This window comes from Phenylobacterium sp. (assembly GCF_030693805.1).
Taxonomy (GTDB): Bacteria; Pseudomonadota; Alphaproteobacteria; order Caulobacterales; family Caulobacteraceae; genus Phenylobacterium.
Genome location: NZ_JAUXZW010000391.1, coordinates 1 through 15,534, shown reverse-complemented (window position 1 = coordinate 15,534; position 15,534 = coordinate 1). Strand labels below are relative to the sequence as shown.

The following is a 15,534-nucleotide window of genomic DNA, read 5'->3' as shown; positions in this document are numbered from 1 at the left end:
CCTTACGGCCAGACGACCCAGCCGCGCCGGCGGAGGTTGGCCGCCGCATCGGGAGAGGCCAGGCCCCCATCGACCAGGTCCTGCACCGCGCCATCCCAGGCCATCAGGAAGTCCTCGGGTTCATCGTGCAGGTCGAGCATCCGATCGAGGTCGAACATGCGTGACTCACCTGAGGTTGCGTAGGTTGGGTCGTTCACATTGGTCCCGAGATGGATCCCGGTGGCGACAGCCAGGTCGGGAAGGCGGATGCCGCCCAGCGCATTGCCGAGCTCGTCGCGCTGGATCATGCCGCCGTTCGGCCCCTGGACGATGTCGATCAGGGGGAAGCGCGGCGGCGCGATCCCCTCGCGCACCCACCGGATCAGATGGCGCAGCGCGGCGTCTCGCAGGAAGCCCCACTCCAGGACGTTGCGAGGCGGCGGCGCGGCGGCGAAGGGCATGCCGTCGCGGTCGGCGATCGCCGCCATGGTCGCGGCCTGGGCCGGATCGCTGTGGGCGACGCCGGCCACTTCCCAGAAGCGAAAGGTCTCGGTGTCGGGCTGCCGCGCGGGGAAGTTGGCCAGGGCTTCGGTTTCACCGGCCAGCACCATGATGGGGGCGTCGCCCCGGTCGGCGATCTGCGACGTGCCCGTGAGCACGCCCGCGTCCAAGGGCGCAAACTGCGTGCTCAACGGCGTTTCGACAACCGGCGGGCAGATGCCCCAATGCGCGCTCAGCAGGAACCCGTCGAACAGCTTGTCGTGTGGCTGGGCTGCGTTGATGTAGGAGCCCAGCCGCATGGCCGACTGCGAGCCGCCCATGGCCAGCAACACCTCGGGCCTAAGGCCGTCGAGCGGGTCGACGCCGACGCCAGGCGCGCCCTTCAACAGCCGCCCCACCTGGGCGAAGATATCGTAGCTGAAGGCGTCACCGGGATGATGCAGGTCGACGTAGCGCTGGGGATCCCACGCGGCGAGGCTCTTGGTCACGCCTTGCATCCCGTGGACGCCGATCCGCTGCGCGGTGACGCCCACCCAGGCGCAGCCGCCGAACAGCTCCTCGCCGGACGGATAGCCGATGTCGAAGTCCGCGGTGACGTTCTGCCAGTTCAACAGGGCTACGCCATTGAACTTGGACGGATCGATAGGTCGCGCGACCATGATGCGCGTCTTGTAGGCGGCGGTGTCGCCAGGCTCGGCAGCCCAAAGCCCGTCGCGGCCCGGCGCGTGGCCGGCGGCAGCCCGGTACGATCGAGCGACGCCTTCGATCAGGAACTCCTGGAAGCTGTAGCCGCGGCCATCCAGATCCTCGACCGGCGCGCCGAAAGCCCAGCCGTGAGCGCCGCCCGTAAGCGGGCCCGTAACCTTTGGGGTGATCGTCGCCCGCAGTTGAGGCGAATGGAGCTCGGCCATACGGGCATGTCCTTCTGAGGATGCCAGTTTGATTTAGACGAGGACGATCTGCTGCTCTTCAAAGAGCGGCAAGCGACGCGCCGCGTTCAGGATGTGACCTGACCACCGAGAGACAGCTTCGGTCCTAGTACGAGATCGCGCCCTTTAGCCCGCCGCCGCCCAGGATGGTCTCGCCATTGATCGCGCCGCACAGGGGCGAGGCGAGCATTGTCACCAGCCATGCGACTTCTCGCGCATGCACCGCGCGCCCGATGGTGTTCAACTCGATGGCGCGCTTTTCAAAGGCCTCGCTGGATCTCTCCGTCATCGTGAAGCCGGGGTGGACGGTGTTGACGGTGACGCCCTTGGGACCCAGTTCGTTCGCTAGGTTGGCCGAAAGCGCGCTGATCGCGGCGTTCCGCATGGACCCGAACGGATTGTAGGTCATTCGCGCAGCCACGCCGCCGATGTTGATGATCCGCCCCCAGCCGCCGGCGATCATGTGGGGCGCTGCGGCCTGGGCGGTGCGCATGTAGCCCGCGACCTTGACGTTGAGGTCGGCGATCAGCTTGTCACTGGCCATGTTCGGAAACGAACCGCCGCCGCCGCCAACCGCCGCGGCATTGTTCACCAGGATGTCGACGCCGCCGAAGGCCGCGACCGCAGCGCTGACAAGCGCCAGCACAGAGGCGTCATCGCCAGTGTCGGCGGCTATCGGCTCGACCCGCCGCCCGGTCGCTTGAGCGATCTCCGCGGCCGCGGCCTGAAGGGCCTCCAATCCTCGCGAGGCCACGACGACGTCCGCGCCTTCGGCCGCCAAGGCTCGCGCAATCTCCTTGCCGATGCCGCGGCTCGCGCCTGTGACGAGCGCACGTTTGCCTGTCAGTTGCAGATCCATCCGTCTCTCCGCATACCCCGGAGACGCCGCTCAAAGGGCGTCGACACACGGAGCTGATTCAAAGGTCATACCGATCCATTGACCGAGAACAAGTCTTGGCGTGCCTCGTGCTTCGTGGGCTGTCAAAGCACGCCCATCAGGCGCCCACGGATGATCGCCTCGGCTTCGGACATGATCCGGTCGATCAGTTCCTTCACCGTGGGGATGTCGTAGATCAGGCCGGCGACCATCCCGCACGACCAGGCGCCGGCGTCCAACTCGCCGTTCTGCATGATCCGCGGGTAGACGCCGGCGACCTCGCCCAGGATGTCCTTGAACTCAATCTTGTCGCCCATCGCCTTCTCGGTTTCGAGCAGGCGTTCGACCGCGGCGTTGTTGAGCACGCGTTCGGTATTGCGCAGCGGACGCATGATCAGCCGGGTGTCCAGTTCGGAAGCCGCGACCAGAGCCTGCTTCACGTTGTCATGGACCGGTGCTTCCTTGGTCGCCATGAACCGCGTGCCCATGTTCATACCCTGCGCGCCCATGGCCAGGACGGCCACGAGACTGCGGGCGTCGGCCATGCCGCCCGAGGCGACGAATGGGATCTTCAGTTCGTCCGCGGCGCGCGGCAGCAGGATCATGTTCGGGACGTCGTCCTCGCCCGGGTGGCCGCCGCACTCGAAGCCGTCGACGCTGACCGCGTCACAGCCGATGGCCTCGGCCTTCAACGCGTGGCGCACCGCGGTGCACTTGTGGATCACCTTGATGCCGTTTTCCTTCAGGAGCGGCAGCCACTTCTGCGGGTTGTTGCCCGCGGTCTCGACGATCTTCACGCCGCCGTCGATCAGCGCGTCGATGTAGCCGGGATAGTCCGGCGGCGTCGTGGCGGGCAGGAAGGTCAGGTTCACGCCGATGGGTTTGGACGTCATGGTCCGCGCCTTGGCGATCTCCGCTCGCAGCAACTCCGGCGTGCGTTGGGTCAGGGCGGTGATGATGCCCAGGCCCCCGGCCTCCGACACCGCCGCCGCCATCTCAGCGAAGCCCACGAAGTGCATCCCGCCCTGGATGATCGGGTGTTGGATGTCGAACAGTTCGGTAATGCGGGTCTTCATGGCATGGGCCTCTTCAGCGGGCTGCGCGGCAGCGTCGACGGTTCAGGACAAGATCACCTCGCACGACCTGCCGGAGTCTCCCGTGGTTCGCATCGTGGTGATGACGCGCGTGAGATACCCTTCCCGCTTGAAGGACGTCGAGGGCCTTCTGTCTGAGCGGGGCGTCGACTTCGCCCCCGCGGGCGCGCTGCTGGACGCCGTGGCGCAGGCCGCGTGAACCGTGGACGGCGTCGCACCTCAGGCGAACTTCAAGCTCAGCGTCCCGGAGGTTGTCATCACCCCGGTTGTGTTCTTGGCCCAGAGCTTCAGGTCGGCGGTGCGTTCATCACCATCGATCATGAGGGCGATGACTTCGCCGCCAAGGTGGATCTCTCCCGGAAGCGTCACCGTGTGGTAGCGGACCGCGTAGCTGGCGACGTCGGCGGTCTCGGGCGAGATCCAGTCCGTCGCAGCTCTGCACATGAGCGCGAACGTGAACCAGCCATGCACGATCACCCCCGGAAATCCGCGCTCCGACATATAGAGATGGTCCCAGTGCTGGGGCGCGTAGTCGTCGGAGGCGCCCGCGTAGCGCACGAGATCGGCGGTGGTGATGGTGTGGACGAGTTCCGGGATCGCCTGACCCAGGACCAGTTCGTTGATATGCGATATGGGGGTCATGGCGTTCCTCAGAAGCGGACCGTGATCATGCGGACCACTGCCACCCGATCGTTCGCTTGATCTGTCTGGGTGATGTCGATCGCTTCGAACAGCATCGCCCCCTGCTTGCCGGTGCGTTGGAAGACGTCGGCGCAGCGCGCCGTCGAGGTGATCCGATCGCCTGCCATGATCGGCCGATGGCTTTCCACGATATCGTCTGTGTGAAGTACGCGGGACAACGCTTCCAAATTAGGGCCTACCCTCGGTATCTGCGACATGGCGGAGAAGATCAGGCAGGACGGGAAAGTCGGCGGCGCGATGATCCTGCCGAACCGCGACTTGCGCGCATAGTCTTCATCGAAATAAATCGGATTCGTCTCGCCGATCGACTTGGCGAATTTGCGGATCGCTCCAGCCTCCACAAGGACCGTGTCGGGAGGCGACTCAAGACCTATGCGGTCTCTCCGAAGCGCTTGCACTAAGGGTTCAAGGTCTTCTTCCGTCATGTTAGCCCCGTCAAATGTTCGGAAACCGCCAATCGCGCCGAGGTTGCTGGTCCGGACTGCTCCGTCAGAGCCCACCGGAGACGTCCAGCGTGCTGCCGGTCACCATGTCAGCGTCGCTGGAACACAGAAAGGCGATCACCCTGGCCTGATCCTCCGGCTGCGAGTCCCGGCGCAGCGGTATCGACTTCACGCGCTCGGCCCGCACCTCCGGCGAGACGGCGCCGATCGTACGATTGATCCGATCGGTCAGTACGAGACCTGGCGCGACCGCGTTGACGTTGATCCCGAACGGGCCGAGCTCGCGTGAAAGCTTGGTGGTGAAGCTCTCGATACCGGCCTTCGCCGCGCCATAGGGGCTGATCGAACTGTGGCCTCGCGCGGAAAGCGAGGAAAGATTGACGATCTTTCCAGAGCCTTGGCGCTTCATGACCGCGCCGGCGTATTTGCACATCAGGAACGTCGGCACGAGGTTGAACCTCAGCATCCGTTCGAAGTCGTCGAGCGAGGTGTCTTCAACCGTCGCGAACGGTTTGGCGACGATGGTCGAACCGCCGATGTTATTGACCAGGATGTCGATACGCCCATGCGCCTTGACCACGTGGTCGACGACGGCCACGACGGCCTCCTCAGACACCAGGTCGGCCGGAAACCCCTCGACGACGCCCGGTCCTTCGACGGGCTCCGCAGCGAGGCTTCCCAGGTTCTCGGCGTTGCGCGCTACGGCGACGACCGTGGCGCCTTCGCCGGCCATCAACTGCGCCGTGGCCCGGCCAATTCCTTCCGAAGCGCCGGCGATCACCGCAACCTTGCCCAGAAATCGCATTTCCATTTCCCATGTTCTCGGAGCACGGCGCTGCTCGTCTTGCTGCGACTATGGGTGCAGGGACGACGTCTGCCAATGCGAACATCGGAACGGTCGATTGCGTGAAATGCGACCTAGGCAAGCGGCTCGGTTACGTACGCAGGTGAGCGCGCTCGTTGAGAGCCAGGATGTTTCGCTGTCCGCTGCGCGCGCACATGAAGCGGTGGACGCTGGTGTAGCCGGGTTCGAAGAACAGACGGGCAGGCATGCCGAGTACGTGGGCCGTCCAGACGTTGATCACCCCGCCATGGCAGAACACGGCGACCCGCTGGCCGGCGTGGGCGGCGACCACTTCCTCCAGCGCTGCAACCACTGTCTTCTGGAATGCACTCATGTCGCGGGCGGTCTGACCGCTGGTGACAGCCTTCCAGGCCTCATAGTCCTCGCGCTTGAGGACCTCGAGCGGCACGTAGTAACCGCCGTCAGCGTCGTACTCAGCGACACCTTCGTGCAGGCTCACGCCTTGGCCCAGGCGATCGGCGAGGGGCTGGGCGGTCTGCTTCGCGCGCTTCATGGGACTGGACCACACTGCGTCCGCGCCTTCGTGGGCCAGCCAGGCCGCGACCTTGCCCGCCTGGTCGTCACCTTCGGGCGACAGCATCGGATCCGCACTGTCGTCGCTGCGCAGCGGCAGCCCATGGCGCACGAGGATCAGTTCCATGGCGCGGCGCCCTTCAGCTTCATTTTCCGTCCCTCGCTTCAACAGGCGGCGTAGTCAGATTGACGCCCCAAGGCGCCAAGCCGTGCCTGGCCTACCGTAAAGTCGGGCTCGCGCAATCCATATCCAAGTCCACGACGAAGGCCTCGCTTCCTGGCCGACCTCTTGCGGCGAAGGCGCCTTCGACCGCGCCGTCATTGTTGACGTGGCGGTGGAGCGCGTTCGGATGCAAGGAGGACCGCATCAGCTCGCGGTCCGGCCGGTCAGCGCCACGGGCGAAGCGACAGACGACTTCGTAGATGCCCTGCTTGTCCAACAGGGCCAGCAGTTTTCGGATCTCTCGTCATGGATGGCCCTTCAGACTAGGGTCGAGGCCTTCCCTCGCGTGAATTCGACCTCGATTTCGCTTCAGGCGCAATCGCCGCAAGGCCATTGTCAGCTTGACCGCGCGAGACACAAATCCCCTTCCCTGGCTGGAGATCGCCGAGCGCGGGACCGCGGCGAGACCCAGGGATTCGAGGAGCGGACGATGCTGCGGTGGCGATTCTCGACGACTATGCCGGCGTGGCGCTCGAGTCGGCGGACTGGTCCGTGCTCGACGGGATCGCCGAGATCGAGGTCTTTCGGGAGCATCTGAGCGAAGAGCAGGCCGCCGCCGCCCTGCACAGCTTCGACGTCCTTTGCACGATCCGCGAGCGCATGGCGCTGCCGCGCGGCCTCATCGCCCAGCTGCCGAACCTTAAGCTGGTGACCATCATCGGCCGGAGCCTGCCCAACCTGGACATGGAAGCCGCCACCGAGCACGGCGTGTTGATCATCCATCCCGATCCCGACCACCCCAGGCTCCCGGGCGTCGCGAATGCGACGCCTGAACTCGCCTGGTGTCTGATGCTCGCCACCGTGCGCCACCTCGCGCAGGAGGAGCGGCGGATGCGCGAGGGGCTATGGCAGAACAGTGTCGGCATCGTCCTCTATGGACGCACGCTGGGCCTGCTCGGGCTTGGCAGGATCGGCAGGCGCATGGCTGAATATGGTCGCGTGTTCGGCATGGACGTCATCGCCTGGAGCCAGAACCTGACGACCGAGACGGCCGCCGCAATCGGTGTCCGACGCGTCGAGAAGGATGAGCTCTTCGCGCAGGCCGACATCCTTTCTATCCACGTCGTGCTGAGCGGGCGGACGCGCGGACTGGTGACGGCGCGCGAGCTCGGCCTGATGAAGCCGACATCCTATCTGGTGAACACCTCGCGCGGCCCGATCGTCGAGGAATCCGCGCTGATCGCGGCGCTGGAGAGCGGCCGGATCGCGGGCGCCGGGCTCGACGTGTTCGACGAGGAGCCGCCGGCGCCCGATCACCCGCTGCGCACGCTCGAAAACGTCACACTGACGCCACACCTGGGCTATGTGACCAGGGAGACTCTGATGGCGTTCTACGGCGACAAGCCCGCCGCCATCGCCGCTTTTGCCCGCGGCGCGCCGATCCGGGTGATCAACACCGAGGCCTTGAACCATCCCCGTCAGCGCCCGCGATGACACCTGAGCTAGCGACGCCGTCTTCCAGCTCAGCGGCGACGAGATCGCCCGGTTCGTCATCGCGATTGGACGGTGCGATCAGGGCCCCGGCGCATAGGCGCAAGGGCGAACACGCCCCCCGCCGGGCGCGCGCCCGGTGGACGCGCCGCTCTGCGCATCGCCCTTGATCAGATCATCCATGCAGTTGAGGCCGCGCCGGCGTACGGGTCGCCGCGTTCAGCTCAGCCCCTCATGCTGCAGGGCGGTCTTGACCGCGGGCCTCTCCGCCATCCGGTCCATGTAGGCCACGAGCTTGTCGGGGATCTTAACGCCGAGCGCCTTCGACCAGCGCAGCATCACGAACAGGTAGGCGTCGGCGACGCTGACGTTCGGACCCGAGAGATAGTCGTCGGTCATCTGCCCGGCGACGAACTCCAGGCGCTTGGCGATGAGGTCGCTTTGACGGGCCTTTTCGTCGGGCGTCGAGGTCGGCATGAACAGCGGCTTGAACTGCTTGTGAAGCTCGGTGGAGATGAACGCCAGGCTCTCCAGCAGCCGCAGGCGGGCCATCTCGTCCTTCGGCGCGAGGGCCGGCGACTGTTGCGCGGTCCAGCTCAGGATCGCGATGTTCTCGGTCAGGCGTTGGCCGTCGTCGAACTCCAGCACCGGCACATAGCCCTTGGGGTTCACGGCCATGAAGTCGGCCCCGCTCTCGGTGACATGCTTGCGCGTGTCGACCTTCACCGGCTCGAAGGCGATTCCGGCTTCATGCATAGCGATGTGGTCGGCGAGACTGCAGGCGCCGGGTGCGAAGTAGAGCTTCATCGGTGGTCCTCCCTAGGGTTCATGTCCCGCTGCATTATGGCGCGGGTTGGCCAGGGCGTATGGTCATGGGCTGGCTGGCGATGACTTCGCGAACTGGGACGACCTGATGCCTGGCGCGTTCGGGATACATCGGAAGCCAGGCAATCGCCATGTCCCGACGCATCAGACTCAGCCGCCGGCCTCATCCACAACGATGGCGACCGTCTTGCCGCGCGACAGCGGCTCCCACCCCGCCGCGACGGCGGACGCGATGGCTTTCGCCACAAGTTCCGTGGCGATCTGGGAGGGCTTCAGTTGCGGAGCGCCGAATCTGGGCTGCGGGCCTGGCGGAAACTCCACAACCGCCTCGCGCTGCCCCTCCGTGTGACGCACCGCGATCGCCATGCCGCGCCACCCTGCGACGTCGCTGGACCACTGAGGCTGGCGGTGCAGCCGCCAGACGTAGGCCTGCCCGTCGACCTCGATGTCAAACTCCGGATTTTGCTTGGTGCGCGCCATGCGCATGAGTTAGCCCGCCAGCCGCGCCCAAGCCACCCCGCCGCGAAGTGCGTAGCCCGGAATTCGTCGCCCCATTAACGGCGACGTCACCACCGCGCCCTAGGGTCCGCAGCGTCGGTGCGGCGAGTCCAGGGTATGAATTTCACGTCTGCTGCCTTGGTCGATGCAGCCCAGATGCTGGCGGCCAAAATCTCCAACGTGTTTCTCACGCCCAGCTCAGTGTTCTGGGCGCCGACGCTGTTGAGCGCGCTTCTGATCGCAGCGCTCAGCCTATCCTGGGCGCGTTTGCGGACCGGCCGGCGCGTGCGGCCGGCAGCTTTGATCAAGACCCTGTTTCCCGCCGGCCTGCTGCGCAGTCCATCGACCAAGGCCGACGTCGGGCTCTTCCTGTTCAACGCGTTTCCGGCGGGGCTGCTGGTCGGCGCAATGATCCTCTCCGCCGACCAGTTCAGCGCGCCGGTCACGGGCCTGCTGGTCCGCGCCTTCGGCCCCTCGCCAGCCATCAGTCCGCCGCCGGGCGTGAAGACAGCCATCATCACCGTCGCGCTCTATCTCGCGTACGAATTCGGCTACTGGCTCGATCACTATCTCTCCCACAAGATCCCCATGCTCTGGGAATTCCACAAGGTCCATCACACGGCCGAAGTGCTCTCCCCGCTCACGGTCTTCCGAGTGCATCCCGTCGATACGCTCGTGTTCCTGAACATACTTTCGGTGGTGGTCGGCGGAGTCAGCGGGGTGTTGCATTATGTTTTCGATGCGCCGCCGTTGTCCGCGATGATGTTCGGAATGAACGTGTTCCTGATCGCATTCACTTTCCTCACGGTTCACCTGCAGCACTCGCATATTTGGATCAGTTTTCCGGGCGTGCTCGGTCGCATCCTGCTCAGCCCGGCGCATCACCAGGTCCATCACTCGGACAACCCGATCCATTTCGACAAGAACTTCGGCAGCTGCCTCTCGGTATGGGATTGGGCCTTCGGGACGCTGTACGTGCCCGGCCGCCACCGCGAGCCGTTGCGCTTCGGCGTCCACATCGAAGCTGGAAAGCCCTCGCCGCACTCTGTGACCGGAACGCTGATCAGCCCCTTCGCCGCATGCCTCGGACTGGTCCGCCGCGCCTGCGGCCGTGCTCAGACCGACGCCACGCCCCCGGTGGCGACGGAGTCCCCGCCGCCGCCCGCGAGCCGGCGCGCAACATCGCTGGCCGCCCACCCTTGATGCGCCGGCGCGTCTGATCGCCCACTCATTCTGTCAGAACCGCCCGCGGCCCGGCGTGAGCAGTTGAGGGCGACCCCAAAAGCGCGCTCCTGGATGTCCGAGACGGCGATCCGCGCTTGCGTCGCCATGCAGCCCTTGCTCCGTGTGAGGTTCGCGGGTCAAAGGTGGAATTGAGCTGACGTCAGGCTGAAATGGTCGTCGGAACGCCACGTCGAGCGTCATCTGGCCAGCATGATGCGATTGCACAGGGTTCCGCACAAAGCACCGCGGCCGGATACGTCGGTGAACTGCAATCACTGGGAGAGCGAAATGACCGGGGTCGAAACCGAGATGGAGCTGCCGCACAGCTTCGACGAATTCACGCCGGAATGGTTCAGCAAGGCGCTCTCCACGCGGTTTCCTGGCGTGCAGGTCTCAGGGTTTCGGCGCAGCGGGGAGCGCGTCGGCACCTCGGCGTCGGCGCGCTTCGAGTTGGATTACGCTTCCAAAGGGACGGGCGAGCCGCCGCCGTCGGTCTACATCAAGGGAGGCTTCACAGAGGCTCAGCTGAAGCGCTACTGGGTCGTGCTGCAGCGTGAGGCGCTGTTCTACGCGGAGTTCGCCGAACGCGTTCCGATGAACATCCCACGGTGCTTGTTCTCTGCGACGGATGAACGCCGCCAAGGCCTCACCATGCTGGAAGACCTGGCGCTGCGCCCCGTCGAGTTCGGCGACTGGGGGCGTCTCTCGGTAGACCAGGTCGCCGATCTACTTGAGCAGCTCGCCACCATGCACGGCGCCTTCTGGCTCGACGAGAAGATGAAGGCCTTCACCGTCGGCTGGGAGCGGCCCGAGCGTGATTTCAGCGGCTACATGATCCGCGACAAGCACTGGGATCACCTGGTCACCCGCGTCTACGGCGAACAGCTGATCGAGGCCGTCGGCAGCGCCGAACTCGCGCGTGAAGCCCTGGCGCGGATGTGGGCGCTGAACGACGCCGCGCCCTTCACCCTGCTGCACGGCGACACTCACGGCTACAACACCTTCTTCGAAACCGACGGGCGCGGCGGCTTCGCCGACTTCCAGCTGTCGTTCTGCGGCACCCCGCTCTACGACATGTCCTGGCTGATCATGAGCGGCCTCAGCATCGAAGATCGGCGCGCTGAGGAACGCAATCTGATCAAGACCTATCTGAAGGCCGGCGCCGCTGCGGGCATGGAGCTTCCCGACCTCGACGCAGCCTGGCTGGTCCATCGCCAGCAGGCCGTTCGCGCCGTGCTGGACGGCGCCTGCAACCCGATCGAAGCTGGCACGCTCGAGATGATCAACCGGGCGGGCATAGTAACCTGCGCCGCAGCCATCGATCTCGACCCCCTCGAGGCGCTGGGCGTTTCGCGAGGCTAGCGCGGGACGGTCGGCGTCACGCGCTGATCTCCACGGTAATGCCGTCCAGCAGCGGCGCCGGACAGGCGATCGATGTCGGCGAGCCGCGCCGCATCGCACCCTGGAGGCCATCCATCGCGCGATCACAAGACGATCGGCGGCTGGGCGCCTGCGCCTTTCTCGCCCGCCGCGCCCGGCCGACGCGGGCGTTGCGGACGCTGGACATCGCATCATCCATAAAGCTGGCGCAGGCGTTGAGCATCCTGCGCGCGGACGCAGGCTCAAGCGCTCTTTCGTCGCGCTCCACTCGGGTCAGGCGTGCACCCCGCCAGCCGGGCTACATATTCCCGCATACTTTCGGCCGAATACTTCGTGTTGGACCGTGGTTTTCACGATCCGCCGGACTATCTTATCAGTGCGGACTTGCAGGATCGCGGTCTCGGTCTTGCAGGCGCGACGGCAGCGAGGGCCATAAGCTGGTTGATGAATTCGAAGACCATAGCGCGTACGACAACGACTCTGGACTGATCTTGCGCCACATCGAGGCCGGCCTGCGGCGCGATCCCCCCGCGCCCGTCACTTCACCCGCTGACGCCGCCGCCTTCCGCGACGCGATGTCGAAGCTCGCCGGAGGCGTCTCCATCGTCGCCTGCTGGGACGGCGACACGCCAAAGGGCCTTCTGATCAGCTCCCTTATCGCGCTTTCCACCGAACCGCCGAGGGTGCTGTTCTGCGTGCGGAAGGAAGCCTCCAGCCATGCCGCGATGGCGATGGCGTCGACCTGCAGCATCACGATCCTGAGCGAGGACGATCAGCAGGAAGCCGAGCGGTTTTCGGCCACGTCGCGGACCAGCGAGCGGTTCTCGGCGGCCAAGTGGAATCTGTCAACGGACGCGCCGCCGACTTACCGCAATGCACTCGTCACGCTGTCCGGCGATATCAGCCAGCGCCATGACACCGGCACGCACACGGTGGTCATCCTGACGGTGACGAAGAGCGTCCGACGTTCGGCGGCTCCTTTGGTCTATTACGATCGCGCCTTTCGCGGTTTGCGCGACTGATCGAGCCTGGTCCGACGCTGGGGCCTCCGACTACGCGACCATTTCCGCGCTCGGTCAGCCGCTTGGCGAACAGGGCGGGGCGTGACTCCAGCCAGCCTCTTGCGTCGTGTGGGCCGCGCGTCTCAACTGCCGGCAGTCGGCGTCGCCGGGCGCCTCGAGGCGCTGGATGACGGCGCCGATCTGGTTGTAGCTGACGACAGGATGACGCCATGAGCCAGGACGTGAAGACCTTCGAGGCCGATTTCGACCAATTGATCGACGGCTATGTGCATCCGGTCGACTCGCCGGCAGGACGTGCAGCGTCCGCCAACCTACTGAAGGCGTGGTTCGCCGCAGTCCACTCCAAGAACATAGCCATCATGCCGGGAATGATGGCTGACGACATCGTCATCGAGTTGCCGTTCAACGAGTCCGGAAAGACCGATCAACAGTCCTATCGGATCTATCGCGGCAAGGCCGAGGTCACCGACTTCTGGGCGACGGCTTTCAAGGCCGAAGGCGTGGCGCACGGGATCAGCGAAGCCGACATCACCTTCTCGGCTGACGGCGCGCGGGTGTTCATCGAATGCCGCGCGCATCTGACGATGGCCACCGGCAAGGAGTATCGGAACCGCTACGTGATGCGCTTCGACATCCGCGACGGAAAGATCGCACACTGCAAGGAGTACTATAATCCGATCCAGTCGGCGTTCGCCTTCGGACGCAAGATTGCAGGGCAATACCTGCTCGAGACCCTCTAGGGGCCGCATTTTCGGCAGACGGCGATTTCCCTCTGGCTTCCCCAAGGTAACATGCGCACCCTTCGGTGCTCCGCGCCACGGCGAACAACAATGCTGGGTCGCTTGGCCTGGAGCACCCAAGACGAGAGCGAACACTCAGTTCGCCATGTCACACTAGGAGGAGGACGCGCAAATGGCCGAACATCTGAAGCTGAAGCACCCCGTACACGAACGTCCGCGTAGCGAATGGGGCACGATCGCCACCGAGCTGCTGGGCTGCCAGATCCGCTTCATCAAGGGCGATCGCTGGACCCACCGCATCATCGAGAAGGGCGATGGCCCGCCCCTGTTCATGTACCACGGCATCGGCGGCTACGGCGAACCCTACGCCCGCGTGCTGCCGGCCCTCGCCCGCGACTTCCGGGTCATCGCGGTGGACGCCCTGTTCCATGGGTACAGCTCGAAGGAGCCCTGGGACCCGGCGCGGCGCACCGAGCTGCAGGCAGAGGCGTATGTCGATCTGCTGCATGCGCTCGGCTACGAGCAGGCGGTCTACGAAGGCGAGTCCATGGGCGCGGCCATCGGCTTCGAGATCGGCATACGTTTCCCGGAGACCGTCAGCAAGCTGATCCTGAACGGGTTCGGCGCCGTGCAGACGAAGCGCACGGATTGGAAGAAGCAGCCTTTCAAGGGCGATCTCTTCGAGCTGTCACAGAAGGCGGTGCTGGACCGCAGCTATGAGAAGGTCCGCGATCGGCTCTGGTGGCTGGTTCACGACAACGACTCGATCGACGACGAGATGATCGCCATCCGCCAGCGGGCCTGGTCGGACCCTGAGATCAACGCCTCGCTGCGCCGCGTGTTCGGACTGGACGGGCCAGATCCGCGCACCGTCGGGTCCCGCTATTCGGAGGAAGAGGTCAAGGCGCGCTGGAAGACCGACACCCTGGTCATGTACGGCGAGTTCAACCCTATGCTGGGTCCGGATTATGGCGAATACTGCGCTGACCTGATCGGAGCCAAGTTCTACGAGTTCGCTGGCGTCGGCCATTGGCCGATGTGGGAATGTCCCGACGAGTATATCGAGGCTATCCGCAGCTACCTGCTCTGATCGACGGTTTCCGGTAAGTCCCGGTTGCGGACCAATCCGGGAAGGCGAACGCACTTAGCGGCCGGGTTTCGGCGTGCGCGACCTTTCGCGCACGCCGATGCAGGATGCGTCCCGCCCCCGGCCAAGGCGCCGATGAACCTGCTATTGAGACCGACGCAGGCGGCCGTCGCAGCGCCGCCACCAACAAGAATGGGAGCAGACCTATGAAAACGGTGTCCGATTTCGGGATCTCGCAACGGTGGCCGGCGCAATATCCAGATCGGATACAGCTTTACTCAACGCCCACGCCGAATGGCGTCAAGGTTTCTATCGCCCTTGAGGAGATGGGCCTTTCGTACGAACCGCACTTCATCAACATCGGCGAGAACGAAACCTTCACCCCGGAATTCGAGTCGCTCAACCCAAACGGCAAGATCCCGGCGATCGTCGACCCCGCGGGCCCGGGCGGCGAGCCGATTGGCCTGTTCGAATCCGGCGCGATCCTGATCTACTTGGCTGAGAAGACGAACAGCTTCATTCCGAGGGACGCGGCCGGCCGGTACGAGGTGATGGAGTGGATCTTCTTCCAGATGGCCTCCGTGGGTCCGATGTTCGGCCAGGTTGGTTTCTTCCACAAATTCGCCGGGCGGGACTTCGAGGATAAGCGTCCTCGCGACCGCTATGTCGCCGAATCCAAGCGTTTGCTCGGCGTCCTCGAAGGCCGCCTCTCCGGCCGCGAGTGGATCGTGGGATCGGAATACACCATCGCCGACATCTCCCTGCTCGGGTGGGTGCGCAACCTGGTCGGCTTCTACGGGGCCGGAGACCTGGTCGAGTACGGCGCCCTGCAGCACGTACCGGCGTGGCTGGAGCGCTGCCTGGCGCGGCCCGCCGTGCAGCGCGGGCTCGAAATCCCCAAGCGGCCCTAGCCTGCAGTCGCCCCGCGCATCAGGTCGCCGCCGCCCACGTCCGCGATCTTGATGACCTCCGCACCGCAGTCGGCCAGCGTTCTGGTCGTCCCTGTTCCGGCCACCGGATCGCAGGGGTCCGAAGACGAGCCCCTGGATCTGGCGGCGTATTGGCTTAGGTCTGGGTGGCGCGGTTCTGCACCTGTTCGCTCCAGTCGCCCTTGGCCGAGGGATCACGCTCGCGCGGCAGGCCCAGCAGCCGCTCGCTGACGATGTTCTTCATGATCTCCGTCGTGCCGACCATCAGCGTC

Annotated in this window: 20 protein-coding genes; 8 read left to right on the top strand and 12 right to left on the bottom strand. The window is 65.3% G+C overall.

The genetic code is table 11. The features are described 5' to 3' along the window. Positions 1 to 2: 2 nt before the first annotated feature. From Q8M88_RS15685 to Q8M88_RS15675, 3 genes are all read right to left on the bottom strand, one after another. Positions 3 to 1,391: an alpha/beta hydrolase domain-containing protein gene (locus Q8M88_RS15685; RefSeq protein WP_305598091.1), complete on the bottom strand. Its 1,389-nt coding sequence runs from the start codon at positions 1,389 to 1,391 to the stop codon at positions 3 to 5. A gap of 124 nt (positions 1,392 to 1,515) precedes the next feature. Further along, positions 1,516 to 2,268, bottom strand: a complete 753-nt coding sequence (locus Q8M88_RS15680) for an SDR family NAD(P)-dependent oxidoreductase (protein WP_305598090.1) — start codon at positions 2,266 to 2,268, stop codon at positions 1,516 to 1,518. A gap of 122 nt (positions 2,269 to 2,390) precedes the next feature. Then, positions 2,391 to 3,362 (bottom strand): nitronate monooxygenase family protein, encoded by a 972-nt coding sequence (locus Q8M88_RS15675; protein WP_305598089.1) that lies wholly within the window; start codon positions 3,360 to 3,362, stop codon positions 2,391 to 2,393. Here Q8M88_RS15675 and Q8M88_RS15670 point away from each other — a divergent pair. After that, positions 3,361 to 3,579, top strand: a complete 219-nt coding sequence (locus Q8M88_RS15670) for a hypothetical protein (RefSeq protein WP_305598088.1) — start codon at positions 3,361 to 3,363, stop codon at positions 3,577 to 3,579. The genes Q8M88_RS15675 and Q8M88_RS15670 overlap by 2 nt on opposite strands. A 20-nt stretch (positions 3,580 to 3,599) precedes the next feature. Here the strand turns inward: Q8M88_RS15670 and Q8M88_RS15665 are convergent, their stop codons facing one another. The 5 genes from Q8M88_RS15665 to Q8M88_RS15645 form a co-directional block, all read right to left on the bottom strand. Beyond that, positions 3,600 to 4,022 (bottom strand): MaoC/PaaZ C-terminal domain-containing protein, encoded by a 423-nt coding sequence (locus tag Q8M88_RS15665; RefSeq protein WP_305598087.1) that lies wholly within the window; start codon positions 4,020 to 4,022, stop codon positions 3,600 to 3,602. Between the two features lie 8 nt (positions 4,023 to 4,030). Continuing rightward, positions 4,031 to 4,507, bottom strand: a complete 477-nt coding sequence (locus tag Q8M88_RS15660) for a MaoC family dehydratase N-terminal domain-containing protein (RefSeq protein WP_305598086.1) — start codon at positions 4,505 to 4,507, stop codon at positions 4,031 to 4,033. Positions 4,508 to 4,571: 64 nt separating this feature from the next. After that, positions 4,572 to 5,336: an SDR family NAD(P)-dependent oxidoreductase gene (locus Q8M88_RS15655; RefSeq protein ID WP_305598085.1), complete on the bottom strand. Its 765-nt coding sequence runs from the start codon at positions 5,334 to 5,336 to the stop codon at positions 4,572 to 4,574. A 124-nt stretch (positions 5,337 to 5,460) separates the two neighbouring features. Next, positions 5,461 to 6,030: a histidine phosphatase family protein gene (locus tag Q8M88_RS15650; protein WP_305598084.1), complete on the bottom strand. Its 570-nt coding sequence runs from the start codon at positions 6,028 to 6,030 to the stop codon at positions 5,461 to 5,463. A 91-nt stretch (positions 6,031 to 6,121) separates the two neighbouring features. Then, entirely contained in the window at positions 6,122 to 6,343 is a 222-nt protein-coding gene (locus Q8M88_RS15645) for a hypothetical protein (RefSeq protein ID WP_305598083.1), read from the bottom strand. Between the two features lie 221 nt (positions 6,344 to 6,564). Between Q8M88_RS15645 and Q8M88_RS15640 the strand changes: the two genes are divergently transcribed. Then, on the top strand, positions 6,565 to 7,560 hold the full coding sequence (locus tag Q8M88_RS15640; protein ID WP_305598082.1) for a D-2-hydroxyacid dehydrogenase family protein: 996 nt from the start codon (positions 6,565 to 6,567) through the stop codon (positions 7,558 to 7,560). 216 nt (positions 7,561 to 7,776) lie between these two features. On the opposite strand, the gene Q8M88_RS15635 is transcribed toward Q8M88_RS15640, so the two are convergent. Both Q8M88_RS15635 and Q8M88_RS15630 read right to left on the bottom strand, forming a co-directional pair. Continuing rightward, the gene (locus Q8M88_RS15635; RefSeq protein WP_305598081.1) at positions 7,777 to 8,364 is read right to left on the bottom strand and encodes a glutathione binding-like protein; all 588 of its coding nucleotides are present in this window, start codon (positions 8,362 to 8,364) and stop codon (positions 7,777 to 7,779) included. A gap of 168 nt (positions 8,365 to 8,532) precedes the next feature. Beyond that, a complete protein-coding gene (locus Q8M88_RS15630; RefSeq protein ID WP_305598080.1) occupies positions 8,533 to 8,862 on the bottom strand; it encodes a hypothetical protein in 330 nt (109 codons plus the stop codon). Positions 8,863 to 8,997: 135 nt separating this feature from the next. On the opposite strand from Q8M88_RS15630, the gene Q8M88_RS15625 reads away from it, so the two are divergent. Further along, positions 8,998 to 10,083, top strand: coding sequence for a sterol desaturase family protein (locus Q8M88_RS15625; protein ID WP_305598079.1), 1,086 nt, complete (start codon positions 8,998 to 9,000; stop codon positions 10,081 to 10,083). Between the two features lie 309 nt (positions 10,084 to 10,392). Continuing rightward, positions 10,393 to 11,466, top strand: coding sequence for a phosphotransferase (locus Q8M88_RS15620; protein ID WP_305598078.1), 1,074 nt, complete (start codon positions 10,393 to 10,395; stop codon positions 11,464 to 11,466). Positions 11,467 to 11,482: 16 nt separating this feature from the next. On the opposite strand, the gene Q8M88_RS15615 is transcribed toward Q8M88_RS15620, so the two are convergent. Further along, on the bottom strand, positions 11,483 to 11,671 hold the full coding sequence (locus Q8M88_RS15615) for a hypothetical protein (RefSeq protein ID WP_305598077.1): 189 nt from the start codon (positions 11,669 to 11,671) through the stop codon (positions 11,483 to 11,485). A gap of 304 nt (positions 11,672 to 11,975) precedes the next feature. On the opposite strand from Q8M88_RS15615, the gene Q8M88_RS15610 reads away from it, so the two are divergent. The 4 genes from Q8M88_RS15610 to Q8M88_RS15595 all read left to right on the top strand — a co-directional run bounded on the left by Q8M88_RS15610 (position 11,976) and on the right by Q8M88_RS15595 (position 15,244). Beyond that, positions 11,976 to 12,506 carry a flavin reductase family protein gene (locus tag Q8M88_RS15610; RefSeq protein ID WP_305598076.1) on the top strand — a complete coding sequence of 177 codons (531 nt, stop codon included), beginning with the start codon at positions 11,976 to 11,978 and terminating at the stop codon, positions 12,504 to 12,506. 209 nt (positions 12,507 to 12,715) lie between these two features. Next, entirely contained in the window at positions 12,716 to 13,246 is a 531-nt protein-coding gene (locus Q8M88_RS15605; RefSeq protein ID WP_305598075.1) for a nuclear transport factor 2 family protein, read from the top strand. Positions 13,247 to 13,418: 172 nt separating this feature from the next. Continuing rightward, positions 13,419 to 14,336, top strand: coding sequence for an alpha/beta fold hydrolase (locus Q8M88_RS15600; RefSeq protein WP_305598074.1), 918 nt, complete (start codon positions 13,419 to 13,421; stop codon positions 14,334 to 14,336). A gap of 203 nt (positions 14,337 to 14,539) precedes the next feature. Next, entirely contained in the window at positions 14,540 to 15,244 is a 705-nt protein-coding gene (locus Q8M88_RS15595; RefSeq protein WP_305598073.1) for a glutathione binding-like protein, read from the top strand. On the opposite strand, the gene Q8M88_RS17755 is transcribed toward Q8M88_RS15595, so the two are convergent. Continuing rightward, positions 15,241 to 15,348: a CoA transferase gene (locus Q8M88_RS17755; RefSeq protein WP_371132738.1), complete on the bottom strand. Its 108-nt coding sequence runs from the start codon at positions 15,346 to 15,348 to the stop codon at positions 15,241 to 15,243. The two genes, Q8M88_RS15595 and Q8M88_RS17755, sit on opposite strands and share 4 nt — an antisense overlap. Between the last annotated feature and the right edge of the window lie 186 nt (positions 15,349 to 15,534).

What these genes read in the sequence shown, in the direction of transcription:
- Q8M88_RS15685 (WP_305598091.1), bottom strand. Translation starts at nt 1,391, where the DNA reads ATGGCCGAGCTCCATTCGCCTCAACTGCGGGCGACGATCACCCCAAAG.
- Q8M88_RS15680 (WP_305598090.1), bottom strand. Translation starts at nt 2,268, where the DNA reads ATGGATCTGCAACTGACAGGCAAACGTGCGCTCGTCACAGGCGCGAGC.
- Q8M88_RS15670 (WP_305598088.1), top strand. Translation starts at nt 3,361, where the DNA reads ATGGCATGGGCCTCTTCAGCGGGCTGCGCGGCAGCGTCGACGGTTCAG.
- Q8M88_RS15675 (WP_305598089.1), bottom strand. Translation starts at nt 3,362, where the DNA reads ATGAAGACCCGCATTACCGAACTGTTCGACATCCAACACCCGATCATC.
- Q8M88_RS15665 (WP_305598087.1), bottom strand. Translation starts at nt 4,022, where the DNA reads ATGACCCCCATATCGCATATCAACGAACTGGTCCTGGGTCAGGCGATC.
- Q8M88_RS15660 (WP_305598086.1), bottom strand. Translation starts at nt 4,507, where the DNA reads ATGACGGAAGAAGACCTTGAACCCTTAGTGCAAGCGCTTCGGAGAGAC.
- Q8M88_RS15655 (WP_305598085.1), bottom strand. Translation starts at nt 5,336, where the DNA reads ATGGAAATGCGATTTCTGGGCAAGGTTGCGGTGATCGCCGGCGCTTCG.
- Q8M88_RS15650 (WP_305598084.1), bottom strand. Translation starts at nt 6,030, where the DNA reads ATGGAACTGATCCTCGTGCGCCATGGGCTGCCGCTGCGCAGCGACGAC.
- Q8M88_RS15635 (WP_305598081.1), bottom strand. Translation starts at nt 8,364, where the DNA reads ATGAAGCTCTACTTCGCACCCGGCGCCTGCAGTCTCGCCGACCACATC.
- Q8M88_RS15630 (WP_305598080.1), bottom strand. Translation starts at nt 8,862, where the DNA reads ATGGCGCGCACCAAGCAAAATCCGGAGTTTGACATCGAGGTCGACGGG.
- Q8M88_RS15625 (WP_305598079.1), top strand. Translation starts at nt 8,998, where the DNA reads ATGAATTTCACGTCTGCTGCCTTGGTCGATGCAGCCCAGATGCTGGCG.
- Q8M88_RS15620 (WP_305598078.1), top strand. Translation starts at nt 10,393, where the DNA reads ATGACCGGGGTCGAAACCGAGATGGAGCTGCCGCACAGCTTCGACGAA.
- Q8M88_RS15615 (WP_305598077.1), bottom strand. Translation starts at nt 11,671, where the DNA reads ATGTCCAGCGTCCGCAACGCCCGCGTCGGCCGGGCGCGGCGGGCGAGA.
- Q8M88_RS15605 (WP_305598075.1), top strand. Translation starts at nt 12,716, where the DNA reads ATGAGCCAGGACGTGAAGACCTTCGAGGCCGATTTCGACCAATTGATC.
- Q8M88_RS15600 (WP_305598074.1), top strand. Translation starts at nt 13,419, where the DNA reads ATGGCCGAACATCTGAAGCTGAAGCACCCCGTACACGAACGTCCGCGT.
- Q8M88_RS15595 (WP_305598073.1), top strand. Translation starts at nt 14,540, where the DNA reads ATGAAAACGGTGTCCGATTTCGGGATCTCGCAACGGTGGCCGGCGCAA.